We start from the raw sequence: 23,849 nt of genomic DNA on the forward strand, positions 1-23,849 counted from the left end.
TCAACCGGACATGCAGCCGCCAGAGAGTTTCCCTTGTGGACACTCGGGGAACGACTGGCGTCCGCCCCCTCGATAACCCGAATCGCCACTCACGACCCCCGCGCGCCGACGCGGGAGTGAACCGTCCGGCCGGCGGCGTGCGTTGTCTCCGGTGAAACCGTTCGGAGGTAAGCGTGCCCATCAAGGTCGACCGCAGCGACTTCGGCGATGTGCCGGAGTGGGCGCGCACCCTCCTCGAGGTACTCGGCGTCTCGTGGCCCGCCGCCAACCAGCACAAGTTCCGGCGGGTGGCCCAGGAGTACGACCTGGTGACCGAGCAGCTTTCCAAGCTGCCGGACGACATCGCCAAGGTCAAACGCGGCATCGACCAGAAACTGTCGATGCCCCAAGCGGGCGAGTCGTTCGACAAGAGCATGAAGCCGCTCACCGGCGGGACGCCGAACCTGCTGGGCGAGCTGGCCGAGGGCACGAAGGGGATCGCCGACGGCTGCCGCAAGGTCGCGCTGGACGTCGAGTACACGAAGTTCTCCGCGATCGGCCAGCTTTTCCTGCTCGCCTACGAGATCGCGATGGAGTACGCCCTCGCCTCCGTCACCGCCGGCGCGTCGCTCGCGAACCTCACCTGGCATTACGCCCTCACCCGCGGGTATCTGCTCGTGTTGTTCAAGATGCTCGTGCGGGCGATCGTGTTCGAGATGTTCATCGGGATCACGGGCGGGCTGATCATCGACGCCGCCGTCCAGCGCCTCCAGCGTGAGCGCACCGAATGGGACCACGAAACCACCAAGCAGACGGCGATCTCGGGCGCGATCGGCGGGTTGCTCGGCGGCGCCGTCGGTGAGCTCGGGGAGAAGCTGGGCCGCAAGATCGGCAGCCTGCTCGGCAAGGACTTCGGCAAGATCGCCACCGACGATCTCCTGAAGCTGGTCAAGGACATCAAGCTGCCGGGCGGCGACGAGCTCGCCGACAACTGGCTGCGTGACATCGGCCGCACCCTGACCGATCGGGCCGGTAAACAGCTCAGCGACCCGGCGAGCGCGTTCACGAAACGGGCGATCGAGGGCTTCAGCGACGAGGTGGCCGACAGGTTCGGCACCGCGTTCGGCAAGACCCTCGGCGACGACGCGGCCCGGCAGCTCGGCCGGGACTACGCGCGCACGTTCGTGGACAACTGGAGCAAACACGGTCTGGACGGCACCGGTGCATTCAACGACAGTTTGCGCCGGGTGCTCGACCCGCACGGCGACAAGCTCGGCAAGGACGCCGTCGGCCTGCTCACCGACCACGTGCCGGATGTGCTGTCCCGCAACGTGAGTGACCGTCTCGGCGGCAACCTCGCGGCCAGGGCCGCCGAATTCAGCACCGTTTTCCTGTTCGAAGGCGTCTCCGGTGTGATGAGCCAGGCGACGATGGCCGCCCTCAACGGTGAGTCCGTGTCGGCGGCGGAATACGGGATGGGCTTCGCGGGCGGTGTGGTCGGCGGCGCCGTGAGCCACAAGCTCGAAGGGATCGGCGAACGGGGGCTCGACGCGGCGATCACCTCGATGAAGGAGAAGTTCGGTTCGCTCGGAGACCTTTCGGCGAACACCACGCTCGACACCAAGGCCGGGACGGACCCGGTGACGGTGACCGCGCCCACCACGACCGCTCCGAGTGCGACCACCGCGAACACCGCGAACACGACGACCACACCGTCCACTTCGGACACGCGGACCGCGAGCGACACCAAAGCGGCGCCGGAGGCGAAGTCCACTTCGGACACCAAGACCGCCAAACCGGCGCCGGAGGTCAAGACGAGTTCGCCCGGCAAGACGACGCCCGACGTCAAGCAGCCGGAGCCGAAGGCCGTCCGGACCTCCTCCGAAGCCGCGGCACCGGCGGACGAAGAGCGTCCGCGCACCCGCCCCGCCCCCTTGCGCACCGCTTCCGCCGAAACCGCCGCCGCACCCGTTCAGACCGAAGCCACCACGACGACCACCACCGAACCCGCGACGACCGAGCCCCAAACCGTCGAGACCCAGACGACCCAGACCGTCGAGACCCAGACGACCGAGACGACCGAGACCCAGACGACCGAGACGACCGAGACCCAGACCGAAATCGAGCCCGAGCCGGAACCCGAGCCCGTGGTCACCGAAGCCCCGCAGGGCGAACAAGCCCTCGCGCTCGCCGACCTGCCGCCGTTCCTCGCCGACGGCCAGGCACTCGGTTCCGCCCCGGTGCTCGCCGTCGAAGGCGTCGAGGACCTGCGAGACGAACTCGGCAGTCTCCTCCCCGGAGTCACTCCGGCGCGACTCGACGCGATCGGCAACGCTGTTCGCGACGACTTCGAGTCCGCCTTGAGCGGCCTGCATTTCCCGCTTCGCACGGCGGAAGGCTGGCGCGAGGTCCGGATCCAGGCCGCCTTCCGCGGCGACGTGGTGAGCGAGCCGCGAGAGAAGACCAAGGCGGATCTCACCGTCCAGGCCGGTGTCACGAACTCGGAGAACTCGACCGTCTCGCATGCCGGTGACGTCGGGACGGCCGCCACGGTGCAGGCGCAGGCCGGTCCGTACGCCACGGTGGGCGGCAAGGCGGCGCTGGCGGCGCCCGCCTTGGCGCAGACCGTCACCGTGTCCACCGCGGACCAGCGCGCGATCCGTTCCGGCGAAGGTTCCCGTCGCGTGGTCAGGGGCGTGGAGTTCACGATCAGCGTCCACGACCAGGCCGGTGCCGAGGTCGGCACCCGTCCCGCGCCGGTCCCGGGCAATGTCACGCTGCGCGTGCCGGACGACCTGACGCGGATCACCGCGCCGTCCGGGCAGACCGCGGCGAACCTGGAGCCCGCTGTCGGGCGCGGGCTGCAGAACCCGGTGCCCGAGGCCGTCACCGGGCTCGACGGCCTGTTCACCGGCGCCACCGGTCTGCTGCACGGTTCCGTGACCGCGCTGGGTGCTTCCGGGCGGGACACGGTGCGCGCGTTCCTCGGCACCGCGAGCGTCAGGGAGAACTTCGGCGCGATGCTGGAAGGCTGGGTGAACTCACCCGCCCTCCTCAGCGCCGACGGCGGCAAGGTCGGCGCGGTGCGGATGAAGGCCGTGCTGACCAGCGCCGAGCTCGTCGGCCCGACGACCGGCACCCAGTTGCGGTTGCACGAGTCGGTGACCACCGGCTCGGCCGTTTCGGCCGCCACCAAACGCGGTTTCGACGTCTCGGGTGCGGCCGGCGGCGGGGGCGGCGTCGGCGGAGTGCGCGTCGCGGCCGGGATCGGCGGCGGATTCACCTCGCGAGCGGGGGACACCACCGCGTCCGGCCGGTCGTCGACGGCGAAGTCGGGTGTCCAGCTCAAGGGTGACATCGGGCTTTACCGGTTCCAGGCCGAAATCGTGGTGCAGACCCTGGACGGCCGGGAAGCGCCGCCCATCACGGCGACGGTCTACGCCAGGGTCGGGATGGCGGAGGCGGCCGCGCGGGGACTCCCGGTGCCGCCGGGCACCGGAACCGGGATCACCCCACCGGGCAAGAAGAAGTTCCAGCCCGCGCACCTCGCCGCGGGGCTCGCGGCGGGCAACGTGCGAGTAGGCCGGTTCGAGGGCGCCGACGGCGTGCTCGACGAGGTTCGCGCCAGGCTCGGGGAAGTCTCCCGGTACGCGGATCTCCTGCCGGGCTGGGCCGGGCACAAGGCGAACGCGGCGCGGACGCTGGAGATGCTCGCCAACGAACATCGGCTGCAGGCCGCGCTGTCGCCGTTGGCGTTGCGCAACCGGATGGACGCGCTGCTGGGAGCCGGTGTCTCGGTGACCCTCAAGCGGCAGGGCAATTTCCGGCAGGACCACGTCACGGTCACCGTCCGGCTGGAACAGAAGTCGGCCGAGCACCGCGGGCAGGTCACGGAACGCGTGGTCCGCAACGCCACGACGACCAGCCCGGCGCTCGGCGCGTCGTCCTCGTCCACCAAGGGCTGGTCGGTCGGCCCCGAGGCCAAGGTGACCGTCGGCGCCGGGGCAGGCGCGGCCACGCTGGGCATCGTGCCGACGGCGTCGGCGAAGTACGGCCGCTCCACCACCACCAAGACCGGCGGCGGACCGACGGCCGACGCGACCTCCCTGAACATCGGCAGCCCCGACTCGCAGGTCTTCGAGCACACGGGCCGGTTCGTCGTGACCATCACCGGGTATTCCCGTTCCCGCGCGGTGGTCCGGCAGACGCTCCCCGGGCTGCCGGGGACGCAGGTGCCGGAGGTCCGGCCGATCTACACGACCCCCGACGAGTCCGACGAAGGCCCGTACCGGCTTCCGGCGGCGTACACGCTGCTGACGGCGGACAGTGCCACGCTGACGGCCGATCCCGCGCGGTTCGCCCCCGGCGCGCCGCGGGTGCGCGCGTTCGACCCGCCGAAGTCGATCATCGGGCACCTCCAGGCCCTCGCGCCGCCGGACGTCGGCGAGTGGGTCGGCGTCGAAGCCATCGCGCACACCGGCCGTGTCAGCGAAGCGGCCATGGCGGCCTCGGTGGAGGCTTCGGACGGCGACCGCGCGCTCACCCTTCCCGGCAGCGACGCCTGGGCCGGTGTCCAGGCGATGCTGAGCGCCGAGAACATCAAGGCGGCCCTGCGTTCGTTCACCCGCGGGGTGTTGAGCACCGAACTCGTCTATCCCCGGCGCGTGGCCGACAGGGTGGGCAGGCTGGGTGTCGTCGCCCGGTTGAGCAACCCCGTTTTCGTCCGGGTGGCCGACGACGCGGGCGCGGAACGCTCCACCGCGGGCGGATTCCGGTTCGAGAGCGGCAAGAGCAAGAGCAGCGGGTGGACGGTCACCGCCGGGGCCGTGGTGACCGGCGCGGCGAACGACGATCCCGCGAGTTCCGGTACCGGTGGGGTGTCCGGGAAGCCGTGGGCGAAGACGACCACCAAGGCCGACGGTCTCGACATTTCCGCGAGCGTGGACCGCAACGTCACCACGGCGGCCGGGACGCCGAGGGTGCTGGCACGGTTCGACATCGCCTTCACGGTGCTCGCCGAGGCGCGGCAACAGACCACCGTGGTGCGTCCCGACGCCCGCGGTGCCGCCCGTTTCGTCGACCTTCCCGGCGCCGCCTACGTCTGGCTCACCGAGGAGCAGGCCCGCGAATACCGTCTCCTGCCCGAGGCGCCGGCGGCACGGCAGCGGAAAGAGCGGGTCCCCCGGCCCACGACGCTGCCGCTGCGGCGGCCTGCCGCGCTGGGGCTGGGCGCGATCGAGCGGTTGCCCGATCTGTCCGACCTGGCCCCGGCGCTGACCAAGCGGCTTTCCCGGCTCGGCGTGCCGTTGCTGCCCGGCTCGTTCCTGGACGACGCGATGAACAACTGGTCGCGGCTGACCGACCTCCTCTCCCCGGACGGCGTGCAAGCACTGGTGGACAGCGCCCTCGACGGCGGCGTCCCCCTCCAGGCGCATCTGCCGAAACTGTTCACCGACCGCGGTTACCAGGTCCTGCTGACCGCGAACGTCGTGGGCGAACCGAAGTTCCGCGAGGTCGTCAACGACGGCCGGACCATCGAGCACAGCACCGCGCGCGCGATCAAGGAAACCCGCACGGACGGCAAGGCCACCTCGTGGGCGGCCGCGTTGCGGCTGGGCGGGCAGGAGAAGTTCTCCGGCGGCGCGACGGTGACGTCGGTCGGCGGTGCCGTCACCGCGGGCGTCGGCGTCACCAAGACGACCAGCACGAACGAGGTCACCGGCAAGCAGGAAACCCACTTGCGGACGGGAACCGGGCCCGCCGCGCGGTTCGACGTCCCGATCGAGTTCACCCTCGAAGTCCGGCACGACGGCCGGTCCGTCGCCTTCGTGAGCACCGGGGAACGGAACCTCGGCATCCGGCTGCTGGCCGACAACCTGACGCCGGGCGCGAACACCGTCGAGAACTCAGGCCCCGCCAGGCTGTCGCGACGGGACGCGCTCCCCGGCGAGCTGAAGGCCTGGCGCCAGGGCGGGGTGGCGAAACTGCCGGAAGCGGCGTCGGTGGAATCCGTGCGCGCCGCCGCCCGGCTGCGCGAGGTCGTGCGGGACACGCTCACCCTCGCCGGGGCGGACAGCGGCATCACCGGTTACGGCACCGGCACCGTCAACGCGCTGTGGTCCACGCTGAGTCCTCAAGTGCTGCAAGCGTTCCTGCCTTCGATGACGAAGGAAAGCCTTCCCGTGCCCGCCCTCCGTGAAGCGGCCGTGCTGCGGGGCAAACGCGCGGACGTCGAGGTGCACGCGCGCCTCACCACGCCCCGTCTGGTCGCGCTGAGCGACGGCGTCAACCTGGAGAACCCGAAGAACGCGACGGTGACCAGGTCCGCGGAACGCAAGACGGCCGAGGTCAGCGAGATGACCATTGGCGGGCCTTCGGTCGCGCCGGCCAAAGACTCGGCCAACATCGGGGGCCTGGTCACCGGCGTCGAGGGGCGCTGGGCCGACGAGCCCGCCGCCGCCACGACCGACGGGACGGCCGTGTCCGCCGCCGCGAACCTCAAACCGGCCGGGCGGACCGCGCTGGTGCGGTTCGACGTGGACTACCGGATCGTGGTCAAGGTCGGCGGCCGTACCGAGGTCGTCGACCTCGCGCTGCCCGCCTCGGCGGACGTGCGGATGCCGGTCGGCGACCTGACGGAGTTCACCGGCCAGAAGCTTTCCCGCACGCTGAAAGCACGGCAGGGAAGGGTCGCCAGGACGGCGAAGTCGTGGCGGGAGGCCGAGACCGGAGCGGAGCGTCACCGTCTCCAGGCTCAAGCCCTGGTGCGGGAACTGGGTGTCGGCATCGACTGGCGGGCCACGGTCGCCGCGGCACGGGCGGAGCGTCCCGGCACCCTCGCGGAACGGCACCACAGGTACGCGCGCTCGACCGAACAAGCTTTGCGGGACGCCGAAAACGTCGCCGAGGCCGCGCGAACCCGGCTCGACCAGCTGACAACCGCCACCGACACGCTGGAAGCCGAACTGGAGGCCATGGCGGCCGGGGACGACGACCCCGAGCAGCAGACGGCGGTGGTCGAAGCGTGGGAAACCGTGGTGGAGGCCCGGGTCCAGCGCGACACCGCCGCCGAAGAGGTGGCCAGGACCCAAGCAGTGCTGCAGGCCGCGTGGCTGGACCTCACCGAGTCCAAACAGGACGCTTGGTGGCTGGCGAAGGACGCGCTGGACCACGAATTCACCCGGCTGGCGGCGCAGCCGAAATCGCCGGAAGACGAGGCGTGGCGGCACAGCCGGGCCACCGACGCGCCGTGGTTCACGGTGACGGATCCGCTCGACCCCCAGCAGTGGGAGCAGCAGCGGGCGAACACGCCGAGGCGGGCGGTGGCCACCGAGACCGCCGACGTGCTCACCACGCTGCTCACCGGGAAGGACAAGCGCTACGACGGCGTGATCCGGTACGGCGTCAGCAGGTTCGAGGTCGGCGACCGTCAGGTCACCGAATTCACCGTGCCGATCAACCTCGTGCCCGGCCCCGGCGTCACCGAGGAGCAGCTCACGCGATTGCGCGAACGGGCGCGAACGGGCATCGAAACCCTGATCAACAAACGGCACGGCCTGCCGAACGGTGACCAGTTGCACGTCCGCGTCGAGTTCACCGACGACAGTCTGCCCAGTGCGAACGGCGAACCCCGGTACCGCGCGTACGACGTGGTCGCCCGCGACGACGAGCGCACCACCCAGACCACCTGGCGGCCGGACGCCACGCCGGAAGAACTGGCCCACGAACTGCTCCACTACCTCGGCGCGCCCGACGAGGAACACGATCCGGACCGCGTGTTCCTGAGCAAGGAGGACGACGGCACGTCCGGCGTCGTCACCGGCGACGGCGGCATCATGGGCGCCGATGTGGTCAACCCGGGGCAGGCGCCGAAACTGCTGCCGCGGCACGCCTGGCAGATCCAGCACGTCCTGGAAAGCCAGCTCGGGGTGGAAAGCCGGATCGACGACCCCGGCCAGGACGATCTTCCGGGAGTGCCGCGGTCCCCGCTCACCGACCTCCAGCGGACGATCCTGACCCGCGACCGGCGCGAGGTCTTCACGGTCGGCGGCGACACGGTCCAGTCGAACCTGATCGAGGCGATCGCGAAGACGCTGGCGCCCGATTCGCCTTCGCGCCAGGCGGAACTGCGGGAACTGGGCGCCTCGCTGCGGCACGCGACCCCGAAGGAGGTCGCGCGGGCCCTCAACGTCCGGTTGCGGCTGCTGACCGAACGCGGAACGACCGTCTTCCTCGGCCCCGCCCACGGCGAGCCGGTGCGCGTGGTCCTTTCGTCCTCGGCCGACTTCCTGGCCACCCGCCTCATCCCGGGGGAGGCCGAGACGAGGACGCCGACGAGGCAGGCCCCGGTGAACCACACGTTCGGCGAGTCCGACGGCGGCGGCCAGGCCGAGACCACCGACCTCGGCGACGAGGACGCCGAGCCGGCGTTGCCCGGCACGGACGAGTACGCGGCCCGCTACGAGGCCGTCTTCGCCGGATTGCCGAACCTGGTGACCGCCGACACCGGACTCGGCGGGCTGTCGCGGATCGCCGAAGGCGGACGGTTCGAGAACCACATCGAGGCCGTCCTCGGCTCGGGCGAGATTTCCGCCCTGCTGGGCCGGATCGACGCGGCCCTGACCGATCCGGACGTCCGCGCCCGGATGCGGTCACTGGTCAACGACGCCGTGCTGGTGACGTCGCTGATGCCGTCGCGGGAGCGGGACGTCCGGGACAATTCCCGGCTCGGCCTGGGGACCGTGCGCGATCGCCGGGTCGTGCAGCCGTTGTCGATCGACAGGCTGCGTCAGGTGCTAGGCGACCTCGCGGTGAACCTGGAGGCAGGCCGCGACCCGTTCACCGTCGAAGGATCGACGCTGCGGGGGATCGAGTACCGGCCCGAAGAGGAACTGCCGTCCCGTCTGGCCCGGCTGGGACTCACCAACGTCGCACCGGAGTCACGGGCCACGCTGCAGCACAGCCCGCTCTTCGAGGCACTGCTGGCCAATCCCGCCGCGATGACCGAGGCGCTGTTCGCCACCACCGGTCACGACGAGCAGCACTTCATGAACACCTGCGAAGCGGCGGCCACGAACACCGACGTCCGGAGCACGGTCCCGACCATCGCGAGCCTGGTCCTGGTGGGCCGCGGCGTCGCCGACGCGGTCCGGGATCAGCTGCGCACGGTGCGGGAGGATCAACTGGAGAAGAAGGACCGGCCGTTCGGCCGGACCATCGGCGACCTGGCGGCGAAACGGATCGCCGATGCCGAGAACCGGTTCGACGCCCTCGAACGGCGAGCACTCCGGCTCGCGACGGAAGACGCCGCCGATCCCGCCGTCCGCAAGGAATGGGCCCGGCTCACCACCCAGTGGGGCCGGACCCTCCAGAAGCTCGCCGGAGTGGTCCGGCTCGACCGGCGCGACGGTTCTTCGGTTCCCATCCTGACGAAGAAGATCATTCCCGGCGCTTGGGCGCTGAGTGCCCCGCTTCTGCTGCCACTGGCCGTGGACCAGCCGATGCGGCGCGCGACCGGACTCGACGACAACCCGTTCCGCGCCGCCGTCTCCCGGCATCTCGCGCTCGCTCCCCGCGAGCGTTACGAAGGGCAGCTGCGAAACGAGCCGGAGGTGTCGTTTTCGTCGCGGCTCGACGATCCCGATTCGTTCTGGCAGTGGCTCCGGTCCGGCACCGGCGTCCGGGTCGGCACCGAGTCCCATCAGATGTTCCTCAAGGCGGCCGAGGTCGGCGGCGAGCGGATGTTCGTCCTCGGTGATCCGAAGAAGTCCCAGTACGACTACCTTTCGGTCGACGGTTTCGTCCGCTGGGCCAGGCGCAACGACCTCGTGGTCGGCCGGGACGTCTTGTCGGATCGCGCTGTCGTGGTGCCTTCACAGCCGGATTCGGTGCAGGCCCAGCCGCTCGCTCCCGAGACACCCGAGCCCGAACCCGAATCCGCCGACAGGCTCGCCGCGGACGTGCTGGCCGAAGCGGAACGCCAAGGCTCCGGCATCTGGCTCACCGACCCGTCGGCCACCTCGGCGGCGACCGAGGCGCAGCGGACCGCGTTCCGCGCCCTCCGCGAGGATCCCCGGTTCTTCACCCTGGTCGCGCACGTCGGCCCCGAGGGTGTCCCGGTTTTCGGCGGGCGGCCGATCACCCCGGAGGTGATGACCGCCCTGCTGACCCGGCTCGCCGAGGACGGTACCTGGACCGACGGCAGGACCCTGCGGTTCGTCGCCTGTGGACTCGGTTCGCCGGACATCCAGGGCTACGTGTCCACCGTGCTGCACGGACTCGCCGAAGAGGGCATCGAGACCGACGCCTTCGCGGGCGACACGGCCGTCTGGTCCACGCCCGATCAGGAAACCGGGACCGGGCCGGGCGAAGTGGTGGTGGCGAGCCGGATCGGCTTCCGCGCGGACGGCACTCCGGTGGTCACCGGCGACGGTCACTGGCTGGGCTTCCGGTTCACCGGGAACTCCGAAATCGAGGTGACGGAGCACGGCGCGTACCTGGTCGCTGGCGACGACGACCCGCCCGTCTTCCGGCAGGCACCGGGAGGTTTCGACGTCGTGGCTACCGCCGACGGCGATCTGATCGAGAGGTCCATCCCGGGCTCCATGCCGTTCGGGGACGAAGACGACGGGGCCGGGGTCGGGAAACCGGAGACCGTGCTGTCGAACCTGGCCGAGTTCGCGGAGGTGGTCGCCGCCCAGCCGGTCCCGCCGCCGGTGGAAGTGCGCGGGCGGGCGGACGATCCGCGGGTCTCGATGATCGCCCGGGAATTGCGGTCCACCCTGCCCGGAGACACCCCGCTGACGACGATCGCCTCCGACACGGACCAGGACGTCCTCGTCTCCACGGTCGTCCCGCACGAGGGAACCGGCCCGGTGAAGTTCGAGATCCATTTCGACCAGGGCGGAAAGGACTTTCCCGCGTCGGGACGCTCCACTTTGGACGAAGCGGCGGATCTCGTGGTGTCGGCGGTCCGCCACGGCCGTCCCACGGTAAGCGTCGTCGGATACGGCAACGGCGGTTTCCTGGACAAGGCCAGGGCGACGAAGACGGGGCAGGAACGCGCCGAAACGGTCGAGAAGGAACTGCGCGCCGCTGTCGGCGGCAAGCTGCCGGAAGACTCGCCGATTCCCGCGTCGGACATCGACATCGTCCCGACGTCACGGGGGCGTGATCTCGGCGACGGGCCGTTACCGGAGAACCTCACCCGGAAGCAGGCTCGCCGTCGTGCGGTGATCTCCGTCGACCTCCACCCCGCCGCGGCCGTGCCGCCGAGGCCGTCGCCCGGAAGCCGGAACGCGTCCGGGATGTCTTCGAGGTCGGCGGTCACCGTCAACTCCGTCGTGATCAACGACCCGTATCCGGGCATGATGTTGCCTCGCGACGTCGTGTCCGGAGAGCAGCTCCGGGTACTGGGCATCCACGGTATGGAAACGATCCTGATCGAGGAAGACGCTCCGCACGACGCCTTCCGCGGAGCGATCGCGGCCAGCCTGTCGGAAAGGGCGCCACTCGAGTACGAGCGCATCACCCGCAAGCTGAAGGACTTCGCCGAAGAGCACCCCGAAGACACCGATTTCGACAGGATCGCCGGCCACGCAGGGGTCCACGTGCACGTTCTCGCCCCGGACGGCACGTGGACGAGCCACGGTGCGAACGACGGAAGGATCGTGCACGTCCTGCGAGCGGACATCGACGGGGAGGAGGCTTACCTCGGCACCAGGGAGAACGTCCACATCGGACGGCCGTACGTGAGCTACCCCGGCTCCTCGGTGCTCGTGACCGGCGACGAGCGCAAGGTCGTGCATCGCGGCGAATTCGAGGTCGAGACCGTCAAGGGAGAGCATCACGTCCGCCTCTACACGGCGGTTCTGGCGCCCGCCAGGAAGGGAACGGAGTTCAAGGACGTCCACCAGGACGGGAAAGGCAAGGTCGAGCCTTTCAGCGGTCAGGGCCGTGAGGGCGACAAAGAGGTCTTCTGGGTCGGTGGCGGACGCCCCCTCCGGGCGGTGCAATGGATCTCCAAGTACGAGACGGACGCCCATCGCGTGCCCGGCGTGCCGTCGGCTCTGCGGTCGTTCCTGGTACCGCTCGGCACCTTCCTGGAAATCAGCCGCCAGGCCACCGTCGAGTCGAAGTCCGAGGGCAACAAACTGTCGATGAACGTCGACCAGAACGGTGACACCAACCAGTTCGGGTTGCGCGGTGTCGACTTCGCCCGGTTGAAGGAGCGCGCCCTCGACGGCTCGCTCATCACCTATACGCACGGCGCGTCCGAGAAAGCGATGCCGGAGGTCGCCGGCCGCCAGGAGGACATCGCCGACCTGTACTCCCGGCTCGGTCTCCGCCCGGACTTCCGGTCCGACCGGCTGGGCCGGAAGAACGACCCGTGGTTCACCTGGTCGGCGGACGGCCGCAAGTACTTCCGCAACGATCCGGTCGCCTTGAGGAGCCTGGCGAGGACGCTCGGCAATCACTATCACACGAGGAACAAGTCACCCGAGGCCTTCTTCGGCCCGGCGGCCGACGCCATCCCGGGGACCGAGGCCGACAAGACCGCGGACAACGCGACCCGCCGCGAGGAAGAGATGAACGTCTTCCTCAACACGCAAGGTCCCGGCAAAGCGGCCGTCGATCAGCTGAAGTCGAAGATCGGCGAAGCGATCGACGCCGCCGTCACACGGCACGCCCCCGACGGTGTGGCCGTGGGCCCGGCGGAGTTCAAGGAAACCGTCCTGAACCAGGTCAAGGCCACCTTGCAGGTGCCGCAGTACGTGCTGGTCGAGGCGATGCAAGCCGTGGTGGGGGACACCATGCGACCCGGAAACCTGGAGAAGATCCGTGACGCGCTGCTCGAGCATCCGGAAATTCCGGTGCGGGCGGCCGGAATCGTGACCAAGGCCGTGGAAGAAACCCTCGAGGTCCATCTCGGACAGGCGGCGATCGGCGAAGAGTTCACTCAAGTGGTCCTCGGCGCCGTTCAGGAATCCGCGCACACCCAGTTCGTGCGGTTGGCGTCCGGCTGGGGCGAGCAACTGGACGCGGTGGCACCGGCGAAGCGCGGGTATCTCAGCGGTGCCCGCGGTGAGGCGTTCACCAAGAGCGTCGTCGACAGACTCGGCGTCGCCCTCAGAGCGCAGTTCGCCGCCCCGGCGCTGCGGATTTCCCGGGAGGCATTCGCGGCACAGCTCAACGAGAACGTCGTGCCCAAGGCCATCCGCCCGGTCACCAAGAACAAGCTGGTCGGTCTCGAGCCCAAAGAACTGAAGAAGCTCTTCGAGGCCAGACTGGGGGAGGTCGCGACCGAACTGACCAAGGAGATGAAGGGCAAGAACGCCGGCAAACTCGCCGGTTCGGCGTCCAGGGCCGCCGTCTCGGCCTCGGTCACCCCGGTGGTGCGAACGCTGGAACTGGACGAGAAGACGTTCGACAAGGTGAGCGAAGAACAAGCCGACGAGTTCATGGACCTGCTTCCGGAATACGCGACGCAGGCGGAGATCGGCGCCCTCATCGCCACCGACGAACGCCGGATCAAGGTCGACTTCAACACCCGTCAAACCCGGCTCGAAGACGGCCGGATCGAAGGTGATCCGTTCTCGAACGACTACGGCCACTGGCTGGAGCGGCAGGACGACGGCTTCACCCAAAAGCACGATCGAGACTTGTTCGCCGCGCACCAGCGGATCGGCGGTGAGCTCGCCGTGGCGATCGACGCCGAACTGAGGAGGCCGGACGACCGTTCCGCCAAGAGGATACTCGACCTGCTCATCACGAAGGTGGACGCGGAAGTCACCGACCCGTTCGCCAAGCTGTCGCGCAAATTCGCCGAGACGGTCAAGGCGGGCGCCGGTCCCGCCCGCGCAGACGGCGAAGACACCCCGAACAGCTTCGGCGAACACGCCCAGATGGTGATCAACCAGTACCTCAAGATCACCGGTGGCCATCACGACGGCGCCCGCTTCGTGCCGAGGAGCGCGATCGTCAAGGCGATCCTGTTCCACGACATGGAAAAGGTGAACTCCAAGAACCTGTACGGCGACGCGCAGGTCCGGCACGACAAGGAGCCGGAGCACCGAGGCGCCATCGAACAGATGCGCCGCCACGAGGGCCTCTGGACCGACGAACGCGAATTCGCCCTGGCCTGCCGGTTCGTCGACTCCGACCCGTTCGGCTACTACTTCCGCGAAATCGGCGCCGAGAAGAAGGGCAAAGAGAAGAAGAGCAAGGAGAAGAAGGACGGGGGCAAGGCCGGCGAGGACAAGACGGCCATGGACAAGCACGCCGTGTACCGCTTCGTGCGGGATCTCGCGCACTGGGCGAAAAGGCCCGACGGCACAGCCCCGGACGCCCGAGACGTCCGGGAGTTGTTCCGCGAGTTCCACCAGTACTACCAGGCCGACTTCTCGTCCTACAGCGCTCAGGCGAAGTTCGTCCACGACCGTGAAAACAAGGTGTGGAACGGCTACGACAAGCTGATCGGCATGGAGGTCGTGGACGAAGCGCATGTGCTGGTGCCCGAGGAGCACCGGCTGGCGTACTCCAGCGCCGACCGTGGGAACGGCAAGCTCCCGTACGAAACGAAGTACCGGGAACTGGCGGACCTGTTCGACGAGGCCGTCGCCGTCGAGGACGCATCGCGCTCCCGGCCCCGGCCGGACACCACGCCGGACGAGGAGGAAGCTCCCCGCGAGTCCGGTATGGAGGAGGTCAGCTCCGACGACGTGTTCGGCGCGCTGGTCCCGTCGGGCCGCTGACCCGCGGCCCGGAACTGCCGGAAGGTTCTGCCGCTCCTCCTGCATGGTGCCCGGCGCCCCGATCCGGTGTGCTGATGAGGTCGAGTTCGCACCCACGGCAGGAGGAGCCGGTGACCACAACGGAGGAGTTCATCCTGGCCAGGGTGTTCGACCTGGTCGATCCCGAGTCCGGCCCCGCCTTCGCGCCCGGCCACCCACGTGTCGACGACGAAGACGAACGCCGCGCCCTGGTCGAATACCTGGCGGCCGGTACGCCCGTCCTGGCCACGCCGATGGTGATGGACGACGTCGTCGACCCGGCCCGGACGGCGGTCGTCCCGGCGAACTTCCTGACCGACGGCGAGTGGATCTGGACCGACACCGTCACCTACTACCTCGAGCACCACGGCCTGGCACCCGATCCGGGGTTGCTGAGCCGGATCCGGGCGCGGGGACGGGTGGCGGACCGGGTGCCGCCGGAGGTCGTCCAGCGTGCCGCCGGGTTCGTGCTCGAACCGCCGTCACCCGGGCGCCGTCCGGTGTGGAGCCAGGGCTGAGCCCCGATCTTCCTTCCGGTCCTTCTGCCGGTCGTTGTCCTGAACCGCTCAACCAGAGGAGTCGACGTGTCGCTACGAATCCACGGTCTCACCGGTCGCCCCGCCAGCGCGGACGAGGACATGGTGGCCGTTTACGTGTCCCGTGAAGAGATCCGCGGCATGGACGCGAGTGAGCTCGGCGTCCGGATCGCCGCGGCCGCCGGCCGACCGGAGCGGACCACCATCGCCGAATTCGAACCCGCGCCCCGCTACACCATCCAGGACGTGCTGCTCGGGAACATCACCTGGGAGGAACTGACCCGTTCGTCGGCCTGATCGGGCGCGGTCACGACGCGTTGGGATGCCCGGCGAGCCTTTCGCGCAGTTTGGCGGCTTCGGAGCGGCCCAGACCGTCGCAAAGGGACAGTGCGTGTGCCCGCGAGTCGCGAGCGGACGCCGGGTCGCCCACTTCCTCGGACAAGGCCGTCAGATCGCAGAGAGTGTCCACTTGGGACTGTGGTTGCCCGACGCGCTCGAACAGCGAAAGGGCTTCGGTCAGCCTGTCGCGCGCGGTCGCGTGATCTCCCTGCCGGTGCAGAAGCCTGCCGCTGGCCTGGAGCGCGCGTGCCTGGCCCATGATCGCGCCGTGGCTGCGGAACAGCTCGAGTGCTTCTTCGCATTGGCCGAGCGCCGTGCCGAAAGCGTTGAGCGCGGCCAGGTTCTTCGCCGAGCGCAACAAAAGGTACGAGTAGTTGGTGTCGTCGACGGGCGTGCGGGGGCTTTCTCGAGGCTGCCTGAAGTAGCGGACACAGAGGTCGAACTCGGTGGCCGCTTCGTCGAAGTCCCCGCTCGCGTGCCGGTACGTGGCCCGCATCGACCGCGCCACATGCAACCCGAGCGGGTAATCGGCCTCGGCGAACAACGTAATGGCTTCGTCGAACGGTCCCCGCGACTCCGGCGGGCTGCCGCCTTGAAGTCGCGCGTTCGCCAGATAGACCCGCGCCCAGCCCTGTTCACGCAGGTCGCCCGCGTCCACCGCGGCCTCCCAGGCGAGCTGGGCCATCCGGACGGCGTCGTTCGTGTGCCCCATGAGGGTGGACAGCACCCAGGCCAGATAGTTGCGCTGCACCGCTTCGTCGCGTTTGCTGCCGATCGCGAGCGCCGATTTCAGGGCGAGGCCGAACACCTCGTGCCAGGTGGCGGCGTTGCCGCCGATCTCCGAGTACCAGTGCATGGCCTCGGCCAGTTCGAGGACCTGCCGGTGTTCACCGCGGGCGGCGACGCTCCTCAGCGCGGCGGACCAGTTCTTCGTTTCGACCTCGAGCCAGCGGCCCGCGCCGGCGTGGCCGTCGAACGACGAGGTCGACACCGCGGGCGCGTTCATCTCGTCGGACGGCTGGAAGTAGCGGCCCGCGGCCGTCGCCGTCCGCACCAGCCAGCGGTTGAGCCGGTCCTCGGCCTCCTGCACCGCTTCGGGCGGCTCCTCCCGGGTGAGCCGTTCCGTCGCGAAGACCCTGAGGAGGTCGTGGAACTGGTACCGGCCGTCGTGGAACGACGTCTGCAGCAGACTGGCGTCGGCCAGTTCCTCGAGGAAGATCGCCGCCTCGTCCTCGTCCGGCGCGTCGACGAGTTCCTTCGCGGCGCCGACCGAGAAGTCGGCGGCCGGGACGAGGGAGACCCGCCGGAAGACCTTGGCGGCGGTCGGGGTGAGCTGGCGATAGGACAGTTCGAACACGCTGCGGACGTCGAGGTCGCCCGCGGTGAGCGTGGTCAGCCGCCTGCCCCGGTCCCGCAGTTGGTCGACGAGCCGGGAGAGCGGCCACACCGGACGGCTCGCGAGCCGGTTGCCCGCGATGCGGAGCGCGAGCGGCAGGCGTCCGCACAGTTCGACCAGTTCGATCGCCGCCGCGCCCTCCCGCGCCACCCGTGCCTGCCCGATGATGCTGGTCAGCAGCGCGACGGCGTCTTCCCGGTCCAGCACGGCGAGCGGGATCCGGCTGGTCCCTTCGAGGCCGACGAGCATCTGGCGGCTGGTGATCAGCGTGAGACAGCGCCGCCCGCCGACCAGCAGCGGACGGACCTGCGCTTCGTCGGCCGCGTCGTCGAGGACGATCAGGGTGGCGCGTTCCTTCAGCAACGCGCGGCACAGGCTGACCCGGTGGTCGAGCTCGGCCGGGATCTGGACCGCGTCGACGCCCAGTGACCGCAGCGCCAGATGCAGCACGTCCGCCGGTTCGCCCGGTTCGGACGACATCCCGCGCAGCTTCAGGAAGAGCAGGCCGTCGGGGAAATGCCCGGCGAGATCGTTGGCCGTGCGTACCGCGAGGCTCGTCTTCCCGGTGCCGGGAGGCCCGCTCAGCACCGCCACGTGCCCGGATCGCCGTTTGCCGCCGTCCAGCTCACCGGCGAGCGCGCGCAGGGCGCCGAGATCGTGCTCGCGTCCGGTCAGATCGTCGAGGTCGGGCGGCAGCACACCGGCCGAGGGAGGGCCGTAGAGCGGAGCGGGTGCGACGTCGGGCGCGGGCACCGCCGCCCGGGCCCGGCCCTGCTTCGCGACCTTCTGCAGATGGGTCAGCTCGTCGTCGGTCAGGGCCAGCGGGGCCGCGAGAGCTTCTATCGTGCGACGTTGGGGGCTTTTGGCGACGCCGCGCTCCATGTCGCTGATCGCCCGGACGCTGACGCCGGAGCCTTCCGCGAGCTCCTCCTGGGTGAGTCCGGCACGAACGCGGTAGTGGTGCAGAAGTGCCTTGAAGGTGGTGGAACCGTTGCCCAAGGCCGCGTTCGTCATGCCGGAATTATCCATGCGGACGGTGTCCGCTCAAGGACGGCCCGCAGTGATCCCGGACGCTCGAAAAGGTGCGTTAACCCCTTTGGACGATCAAGTTTCGCAGGGGTGAAGAGCGGTTGGCCGAAGCACTGGGCCGCCCTTCACGAGCGGGTGGTCCCGTCCACCGCGCTGACCGGTGCGCCACCGTTCGTCACCGCCAGGACCGTGTCACCGCAGCGCACGAGGTCGCCGGGGGAGAGCGGGACCGGTCCGGCGATCCGCTCGCCGTTGTGGAAGGTTCCGTTGCGGGAACCGAGATCCTTCAGGACGGGCCCGCCCGCGCCGACGGTGATCTCGGCGTGCTCGCGCGACACGGCCCCGTCGTGGCGCAGCGCCACGTCGGCACCCGCGTCCCGGCCGATGACCAGGCGCCCCGGCGCGGGCAGTTCACGCAGTCGTGCCCGCCCGGCGCCGTCGACCCAGGTCAAGGCCGGTTGCCCGGATCCGGCGGCGCCGGGAACGGCGACCCGCAGCAGGGTCGCCGTTCCGGCGTGGGCGAGGACCGCCCGTTCCAGTTCCCGCAACGCGGGCCCCGGATCGACGCCCGCCTCCTCGGCCAGCACCCGCCGCGCCTGCCGGAAGCGGTCCAGCGCCTCCGTTTGGCGTCCTTCCCGGTAGAGCGCGACCATGAGCTGGCCCCAGAACCGTTCCCGCAGCGGATGATTCTCGACGAGTTCCTCCAGCTCGCGCACCAGTCCCGGGACGTCGCCCGCGCGCAGGTCCGCGGCGATCCGCGCCTCCAGTGCCTCCCAGCGCATTTCCGCGTAGAGAGCGCGTGCGGGGTCGAGAGCGGTGTGGTCGGGCAGGTCGGCGCAGAACGGGCCCCGCCACAGTTCGAGTGCCCGCCGGTATCCGGCCGCGGCGCCCCCGGTGTCGCGTGCGCGTTCGGCGGCCCTCGCCCGGCCTATCCGGTCCTCCGCCTCGCGGATGTCGGCGCGGACGCCGAGAAACCGGTAGCCCGCCGTCCCGTGCTGCAGCGATTCGCCGTGCGGGCCGAGGATCTGCCGCAGGTTGTGCACATGGACCTGGACGGTGCCGCGGGACGCGGGCCTGCCGGTGTCGGAGTAGATCGCCTCCGCCAGTTTGGCCGCGTTCACCGGCGCCCCGCCGGAGGCGGCCAGTACGGCGAGCACCGCGCGAGGCCGCAGACCACCCGGGGTGACGGGCACGCCGTCGACGGCCAGCTCCACCGGCCCCAGCAAGCGCACCTCCACCGTCACGGGGCGATCATCCCAGGTTCCTCCGGTTGCTTGAAGCGAGCTTGAAGCGGGATGGGTTTAACTGATCGCCATGACCACATTGACCGCACTCGAGGACGTGGTGGACCGGCACGGGCGCGAAGCGCTGTCCGATCCGATCGTGCTCACCGGCGCTCTGCGCAGTCTTCCCGACCCGCCGCCCGACGCCGAAATCGGCGCGCTCGCCGCGGCGGCCGGAGCGGGCGCGGCCGAACGGATGCGCGCAGTCCTCGAAGGCGGCGGCAGCCCGGCCGAAGCCCTCCAGGCGGCGACGGCGGCCTGTGGCGCCGGTGCGGAATGGGCGTGCGGGCAACTCGGCGCGGCACTCGGCTATCTCCCCAGGGACACCGGGGCCGACGAGCCGACCACCGCGTTGACCACCGTGCTGCCCGGGGAAAAGCCGAAGCGCGGCAAGCGGATCGCCGTGATCGCGGGTGCCGTCGTCGTGGTGGCCGCCGTCGCCGCGACAGGAGTGACTTTCGCGCTCAGCGGTGGCGACGAGCCGCTCGCCGCGGACGGGCCACCGGCCACCCAGCCGTCCTCGTCCGCGCCCTCCGCGGGACCGCTGGGGTCGGCGCCGCAGGCGGAACCGTCCCCGGCGCCGGTTCCCGAGGAAGCGATCGCCGCCTTCCGGGATCCCGAGTTGCTCGCCGCGGCGAAGCCGTATCTCGATCGCCCCGATGTCCGGTGCGAACGAGCCGAATCCATCGTGAGTGTCCGGGAAACCGTGAACTGCGACCTGGGCTCCGGCATCATCGCCAGTTTCCGCGTGCTGTTCTTCCCGAAGCAGCTCACCTCGTTGCGCAAGGTGCTGCAGACCGACAACGACGGCGCCCGGCCCGGTTCGATCCGGACGCTGCGCTGGGAGCACGTGCCGGGGCGGCCGGGAATCCGCGCCGGAATCCCGGTCGGCACCCCGCGTACCGGCGACGGCACGCGGATCCGTTTCCTGGAGCCGGAAAACGGCTACGCCCGGCTTTACTTCGACGAGGACTCCACCGGGGTCGCCGTCTACATGCAGGCGGGCACCGACGATCAGCAGGTGCTCCGCAAGTTCTGGGCGGATCCGGACGCGTGATGGACGACCGTGATCCCCGGCTCGCCGAAGTCGCGCGCCGTTTCGGACGCCACGCGCTGACCGATCCGGTGGCGCTCCGCTCCGCGCTGGCGCAGTCCGGAAACTCCTTCAGCCCAGCCGAAATCGACGCTCTCGTAGCCGCGCTGGAGACTTCGGGGACACTGGAAGCGGCTCTGCCTCACGATCCCGAGCCGACGGGGCCGCCGCTGAACCCGACGCTCGCGGAGAACCGCCTCACCTGGGAAGGCCGTCAGAACGGCCCGACCCGGCAGATGCCGTCGCGCGCGCGAAGGTGGTGGCTCGTCGGCGGAGCGGTCCTGCTGGTGGCCGCGATCGCGGCCGGAGTGGTGCTCTTATCGCGGGGCAAGGAAGAGACCGCGGCACCGCCGCCGGACCGGTACGCGCTCGACCAGGTCGCCGGCCGGTACCGGGCACTCGGCGCCCGGTTGCTCGACGGCGCGGTCCGCTGCGCGCAGCAGCCCGCGAAGCCCGGCGAGACGGAGAGAGTCGGCTGCGACGCCGGGCTGTACGCGCTCACCCTGGTCACCTACGACGTGCCGGGCAGGCTCACCGAGTCACGGAAACTCGCGGACGCCGCCGGTGCGCTGCGCTCGGCGAGCAGTGCCGGCTCGGGCGCGGCGTTCGCGATGCGGGAGCTGGCCTCCGGTGAATCGACGATCTACTGGGACGTCGACAGTCCCCGTGCGGTCAGCGCGACGTTGACCGCGCGCAAGACGGGGCTCCCGGCCTTGGCGGAGTTCTACGACGCGCGGCAGTTCGGGGTGCTGAAACGTCCCGAGGTCCCCGGGGCCGCGTTCTCCTCCGGCAAGCTGTGGGAGCTCGCGCAGGCGCACGTCCTCAACGAGCGGTCGGCGGACTGCAAGGCGGTGCCCGCCACCACCGGCACGGCCGAGACGGTCAAATGCCCGCTGGCCGACGGCGCGATGCTGGTGTTCAGCACCGCGTCCGATCACCAGGCGCTGATCGATCTGCGCGCGGAGAACTCAGCCAACGGCGGGGTGGTGCCCGGCACCCTCGAGGTGAGTACCTGGAACCGGCTCGGCGGCCCGGTGATCGGTCAGTTCATCCGGTTCGTCACGGCGGACGACCGCAGCCCGTCCCTCTATTTCGACGACGACGCGAAACTGGTCTACGGCTACTACTTCGGCGCACCGGGTTCCTCTCCGGAAGCGCTGTTGGAGCGCTGGCAGCGCGGCTCGCGGTGACTCAGCCGAAGCGGAGCGCCGCGAAGAAATCCTCGACGGCGCGCAGATCGGCGGGGTAGGGCGTGCCGACCCGGCCGTCGAGCACCGAAACGGTCGCGTGCTCGTCGTCGGTCCAGGCGTACCGGGTGGTCGTGCCGAGCACCGTGCACACGAGCGTGCCCCGGTGCCCGTCACGCGACCAGGACTGCTTTGCGGGCAGATCGCCGGGACATTTTCCGGCGGTGAGCCCGGCCGGATCCGTTCCCGCGCCGGTGCGCAGGTAGGCGGTGGCCGCGCCGGCGTCGTCGAGCGCGGAGATCCTGAGCTCGCCGGTCTCGCCGCCGGTCGGGCAGACGACCTGCGCGCGGACGGCCTCGTCGGAGGCCGCCACCGGCGCGCACGTGAGCCCGGTGGGGGTGCTGCGGCCGACCCGGTCGGCGGCGGGCACTCCCGGCGACACCAGGAAGATCGCGGCGAGGACGATCGCGACCACCAGCGCGGCACCGGCGACCAGGCCCGCGACCAAACCGGTCCGGCGTCGGCGGGACGGCTCGACGGCGACGGCCGCCGCCGCCGGTGCGTCGGCGCGGATCGCGCGGATGCGGTCACGCACTTCGCGCACCGTCGGGCGGTCACGAGGATCCTTGGCCAGCAACGACTTCAGCAGATCGTTGACCGCCGCGGTGCGCGGATCGCCGACCATGAGCCGCGGGATCGGCGCCCTGTCGTGCGCGACGATCACCTCGGGCTGACTGCCGCGATAGGGGAGTTCGCCGGTCAAGGCCACCCACAGCAGGCAACCCACCGCGTAGACGTCCGAAGCGGCGGTGGCGGGCTCGCCGCGAAGGCGTTCGGGCGCCATGTAACCGACGGTGCCGATCACCCCGCTGGTCTCCGCGCCTTGGTCGATCCCGGCCGACCGCGCGATACCGAAGTCGCACAGATAGGCGAAGTCCTCATCGTGGTGCGCGGCCCGGGGCCGCAGCAGGACGTTGCCGGATTTGACGTCACGGTGCACGACGCCGATGGCGTGCGCGTCGCCGAGCGCGGAGACCACCTGGTCCACCACCGCCAGCGCCCGGTCCGGGTTCATCGGCCCGGCTTCGAGCACCTTGGCCAGATCGGGCCCGTCGACCAGTTGCATCGCCAGGTACAGGCAGCCGTCCACCTCGCCGTGGTCGTGGATCGCGACGACGTGCGGCGAGTCGAGCCGGGCCAGCGCCGCCGCCTCGCGGCCGAAGCGCTCGCGATAGACCGGATCCTCGGCGTAGTGGGGAGGCAGGACCTTCAACGCCACCGGCCGCCGCATGCGGTGCTGCCACGCGCGATAGACCACGCCCATGCCGCCGCGGCCGATGATCCCGTCGATCCGGAAGCCGCCGAAGTCTTCGCCGACCTGCGGCGTCATAAGGTTCCCCCAGTCACGCGAGCCACTCTAACCCGCGGTGAGCTGCCGATCGTGCACCCGGCGCCAGACCAGCAGGGACAGCACCGCGCCGCACAGGCAGAGGAACATGTCCCACTGCGTGTCCCAGACATCTCCTTGGGTGGCGAGGAAATCGTCCGCGCCGGACCCGGCGATGAGCGCGCTGAACCATTCCACGAACTCGAAACCGGCGGCGATCGCCAGGCAGACGCACACCGTCAGGAAGGCGACCCAGCCGCCGGGCCGCAGCGGCGTCCGGCGCAGGAGCACTTCGCGGACGGCGATCGCGGGAACGAAACCCTGGACGACATGGGCGAACCGGTCGTAGTTGTTCCGCTGCGTGCCCATCAGGTGCTGGACCCATTCCCCGGCGGGCGTTTCCGCGTAGGTGTACTGCCCGCCGTAACACAGCACGATCGCGTGCAGCACGAGCAGCCAGCAGAGCAACCGGGTCAGGGGGAAGCGTTTGCGCAGCGCCAGAACCAGCGGCAGTCCGATCAGCACCCAGACGACTTCCAGCAGCCAGGTGCCGGGCGATCTGGCCTGGACCCCGGTCGCCACCAGAACGGCGAGCACCACGCCGGCCAGCAGGATTCCTTCGGTCCGGCCGACTCCGCGCACCATGGGAAAACCCTACAGCGGGGTCCGCCCTGCCGCCGGTTCGTCAGCCTCGTGAGTGGTAAGGACGGTTATTGAGGGGAAGGGCAAACGTGGCGTGTTGGTGAGCGGGGCCGGTGACGGGATGAAGGTGTCCTTTGCCGCGTCCGATGCCGAGTGGCCGTGTCGCGAAAGCCACTTTCGGGACATCAGACGTCCCGAAAGTGGCTT

9 protein-coding genes are annotated in these 23,849 nt (G+C 70.2%); 5 read left to right on the top strand and 4 right to left on the bottom strand.

Annotated elements, in window-relative coordinates; translation table 11 throughout:
• Positions 1-173: 173 nt before the first annotated feature.
• From ACLJRM_RS43440 to ACLJRM_RS43450, 3 genes are all read left to right on the top strand, one after another.
• Complete coding sequence (locus ACLJRM_RS43440; RefSeq protein ID WP_410666361.1) at positions 174-14,732, top strand: hypothetical protein; 14,559 nt, start codon at positions 174-176, stop codon at positions 14,730-14,732.
• Positions 14,733-14,842: 110 nt separating this feature from the next.
• Positions 14,843-15,268, top strand: coding sequence for a hypothetical protein (locus ACLJRM_RS43445; protein WP_101606136.1), 426 nt, complete (start codon positions 14,843-14,845; stop codon positions 15,266-15,268).
• Between the two features lie 66 nt (positions 15,269-15,334).
• Complete coding sequence (locus ACLJRM_RS43450; protein ID WP_233224136.1) at positions 15,335-15,583, top strand: hypothetical protein; 249 nt, start codon at positions 15,335-15,337, stop codon at positions 15,581-15,583.
• Between the two features lie 10 nt (positions 15,584-15,593).
• Here the strand turns inward: ACLJRM_RS43450 and ACLJRM_RS43455 are convergent, their stop codons facing one another.
• Both ACLJRM_RS43455 and ACLJRM_RS43460 read right to left on the bottom strand, forming a co-directional pair.
• Entirely contained in the window at positions 15,594-18,035 is a 2,442-nt protein-coding gene (locus tag ACLJRM_RS43455; RefSeq protein WP_410666362.1) for an ATP-binding protein, read from the bottom strand.
• A gap of 140 nt (positions 18,036-18,175) precedes the next feature.
• Positions 18,176-19,294 carry a BTAD domain-containing putative transcriptional regulator gene (locus ACLJRM_RS43460; protein WP_410666363.1) on the bottom strand — a complete coding sequence of 373 codons (1,119 nt, stop codon included), beginning with the start codon at positions 19,292-19,294 and terminating at the stop codon, positions 18,176-18,178.
• 70 nt (positions 19,295-19,364) lie between these two features.
• Between ACLJRM_RS43460 and ACLJRM_RS43465 the strand changes: the two genes are divergently transcribed.
• Positions 19,365-20,390: a hypothetical protein gene (locus ACLJRM_RS43465; protein WP_410666364.1), complete on the top strand. Its 1,026-nt coding sequence runs from the start codon at positions 19,365-19,367 to the stop codon at positions 20,388-20,390.
• Positions 20,390-21,616 (top strand): hypothetical protein, encoded by a 1,227-nt coding sequence (locus ACLJRM_RS43470; RefSeq protein WP_410666365.1) that lies wholly within the window; start codon positions 20,390-20,392, stop codon positions 21,614-21,616. The genes ACLJRM_RS43465 and ACLJRM_RS43470 overlap by 1 nt, the downstream gene beginning before the upstream one ends.
• A gap of 1 nt (position 21,617) precedes the next feature.
• Here ACLJRM_RS43470 and ACLJRM_RS43475 read toward each other — a convergent pair whose 3' ends face one another.
• Together ACLJRM_RS43475 and ACLJRM_RS43480 are read right to left on the bottom strand one after the other, a co-directional pair.
• On the bottom strand, positions 21,618-23,003 hold the full coding sequence (locus ACLJRM_RS43475; protein ID WP_410666366.1) for a serine/threonine-protein kinase: 1,386 nt from the start codon (positions 23,001-23,003) through the stop codon (positions 21,618-21,620).
• A gap of 27 nt (positions 23,004-23,030) precedes the next feature.
• A complete protein-coding gene (locus tag ACLJRM_RS43480) occupies positions 23,031-23,645 on the bottom strand; it encodes a DUF2238 domain-containing protein (RefSeq protein WP_101606143.1) in 615 nt (204 codons plus the stop codon).
• Positions 23,646-23,849 lie beyond the last annotated feature (204 nt).

The organism is Amycolatopsis sp. lyj-84 (assembly GCF_046549075.1).
In the GTDB taxonomy this organism is placed as follows: domain Bacteria; phylum Actinomycetota; class Actinomycetes; order Mycobacteriales; family Pseudonocardiaceae; genus Amycolatopsis.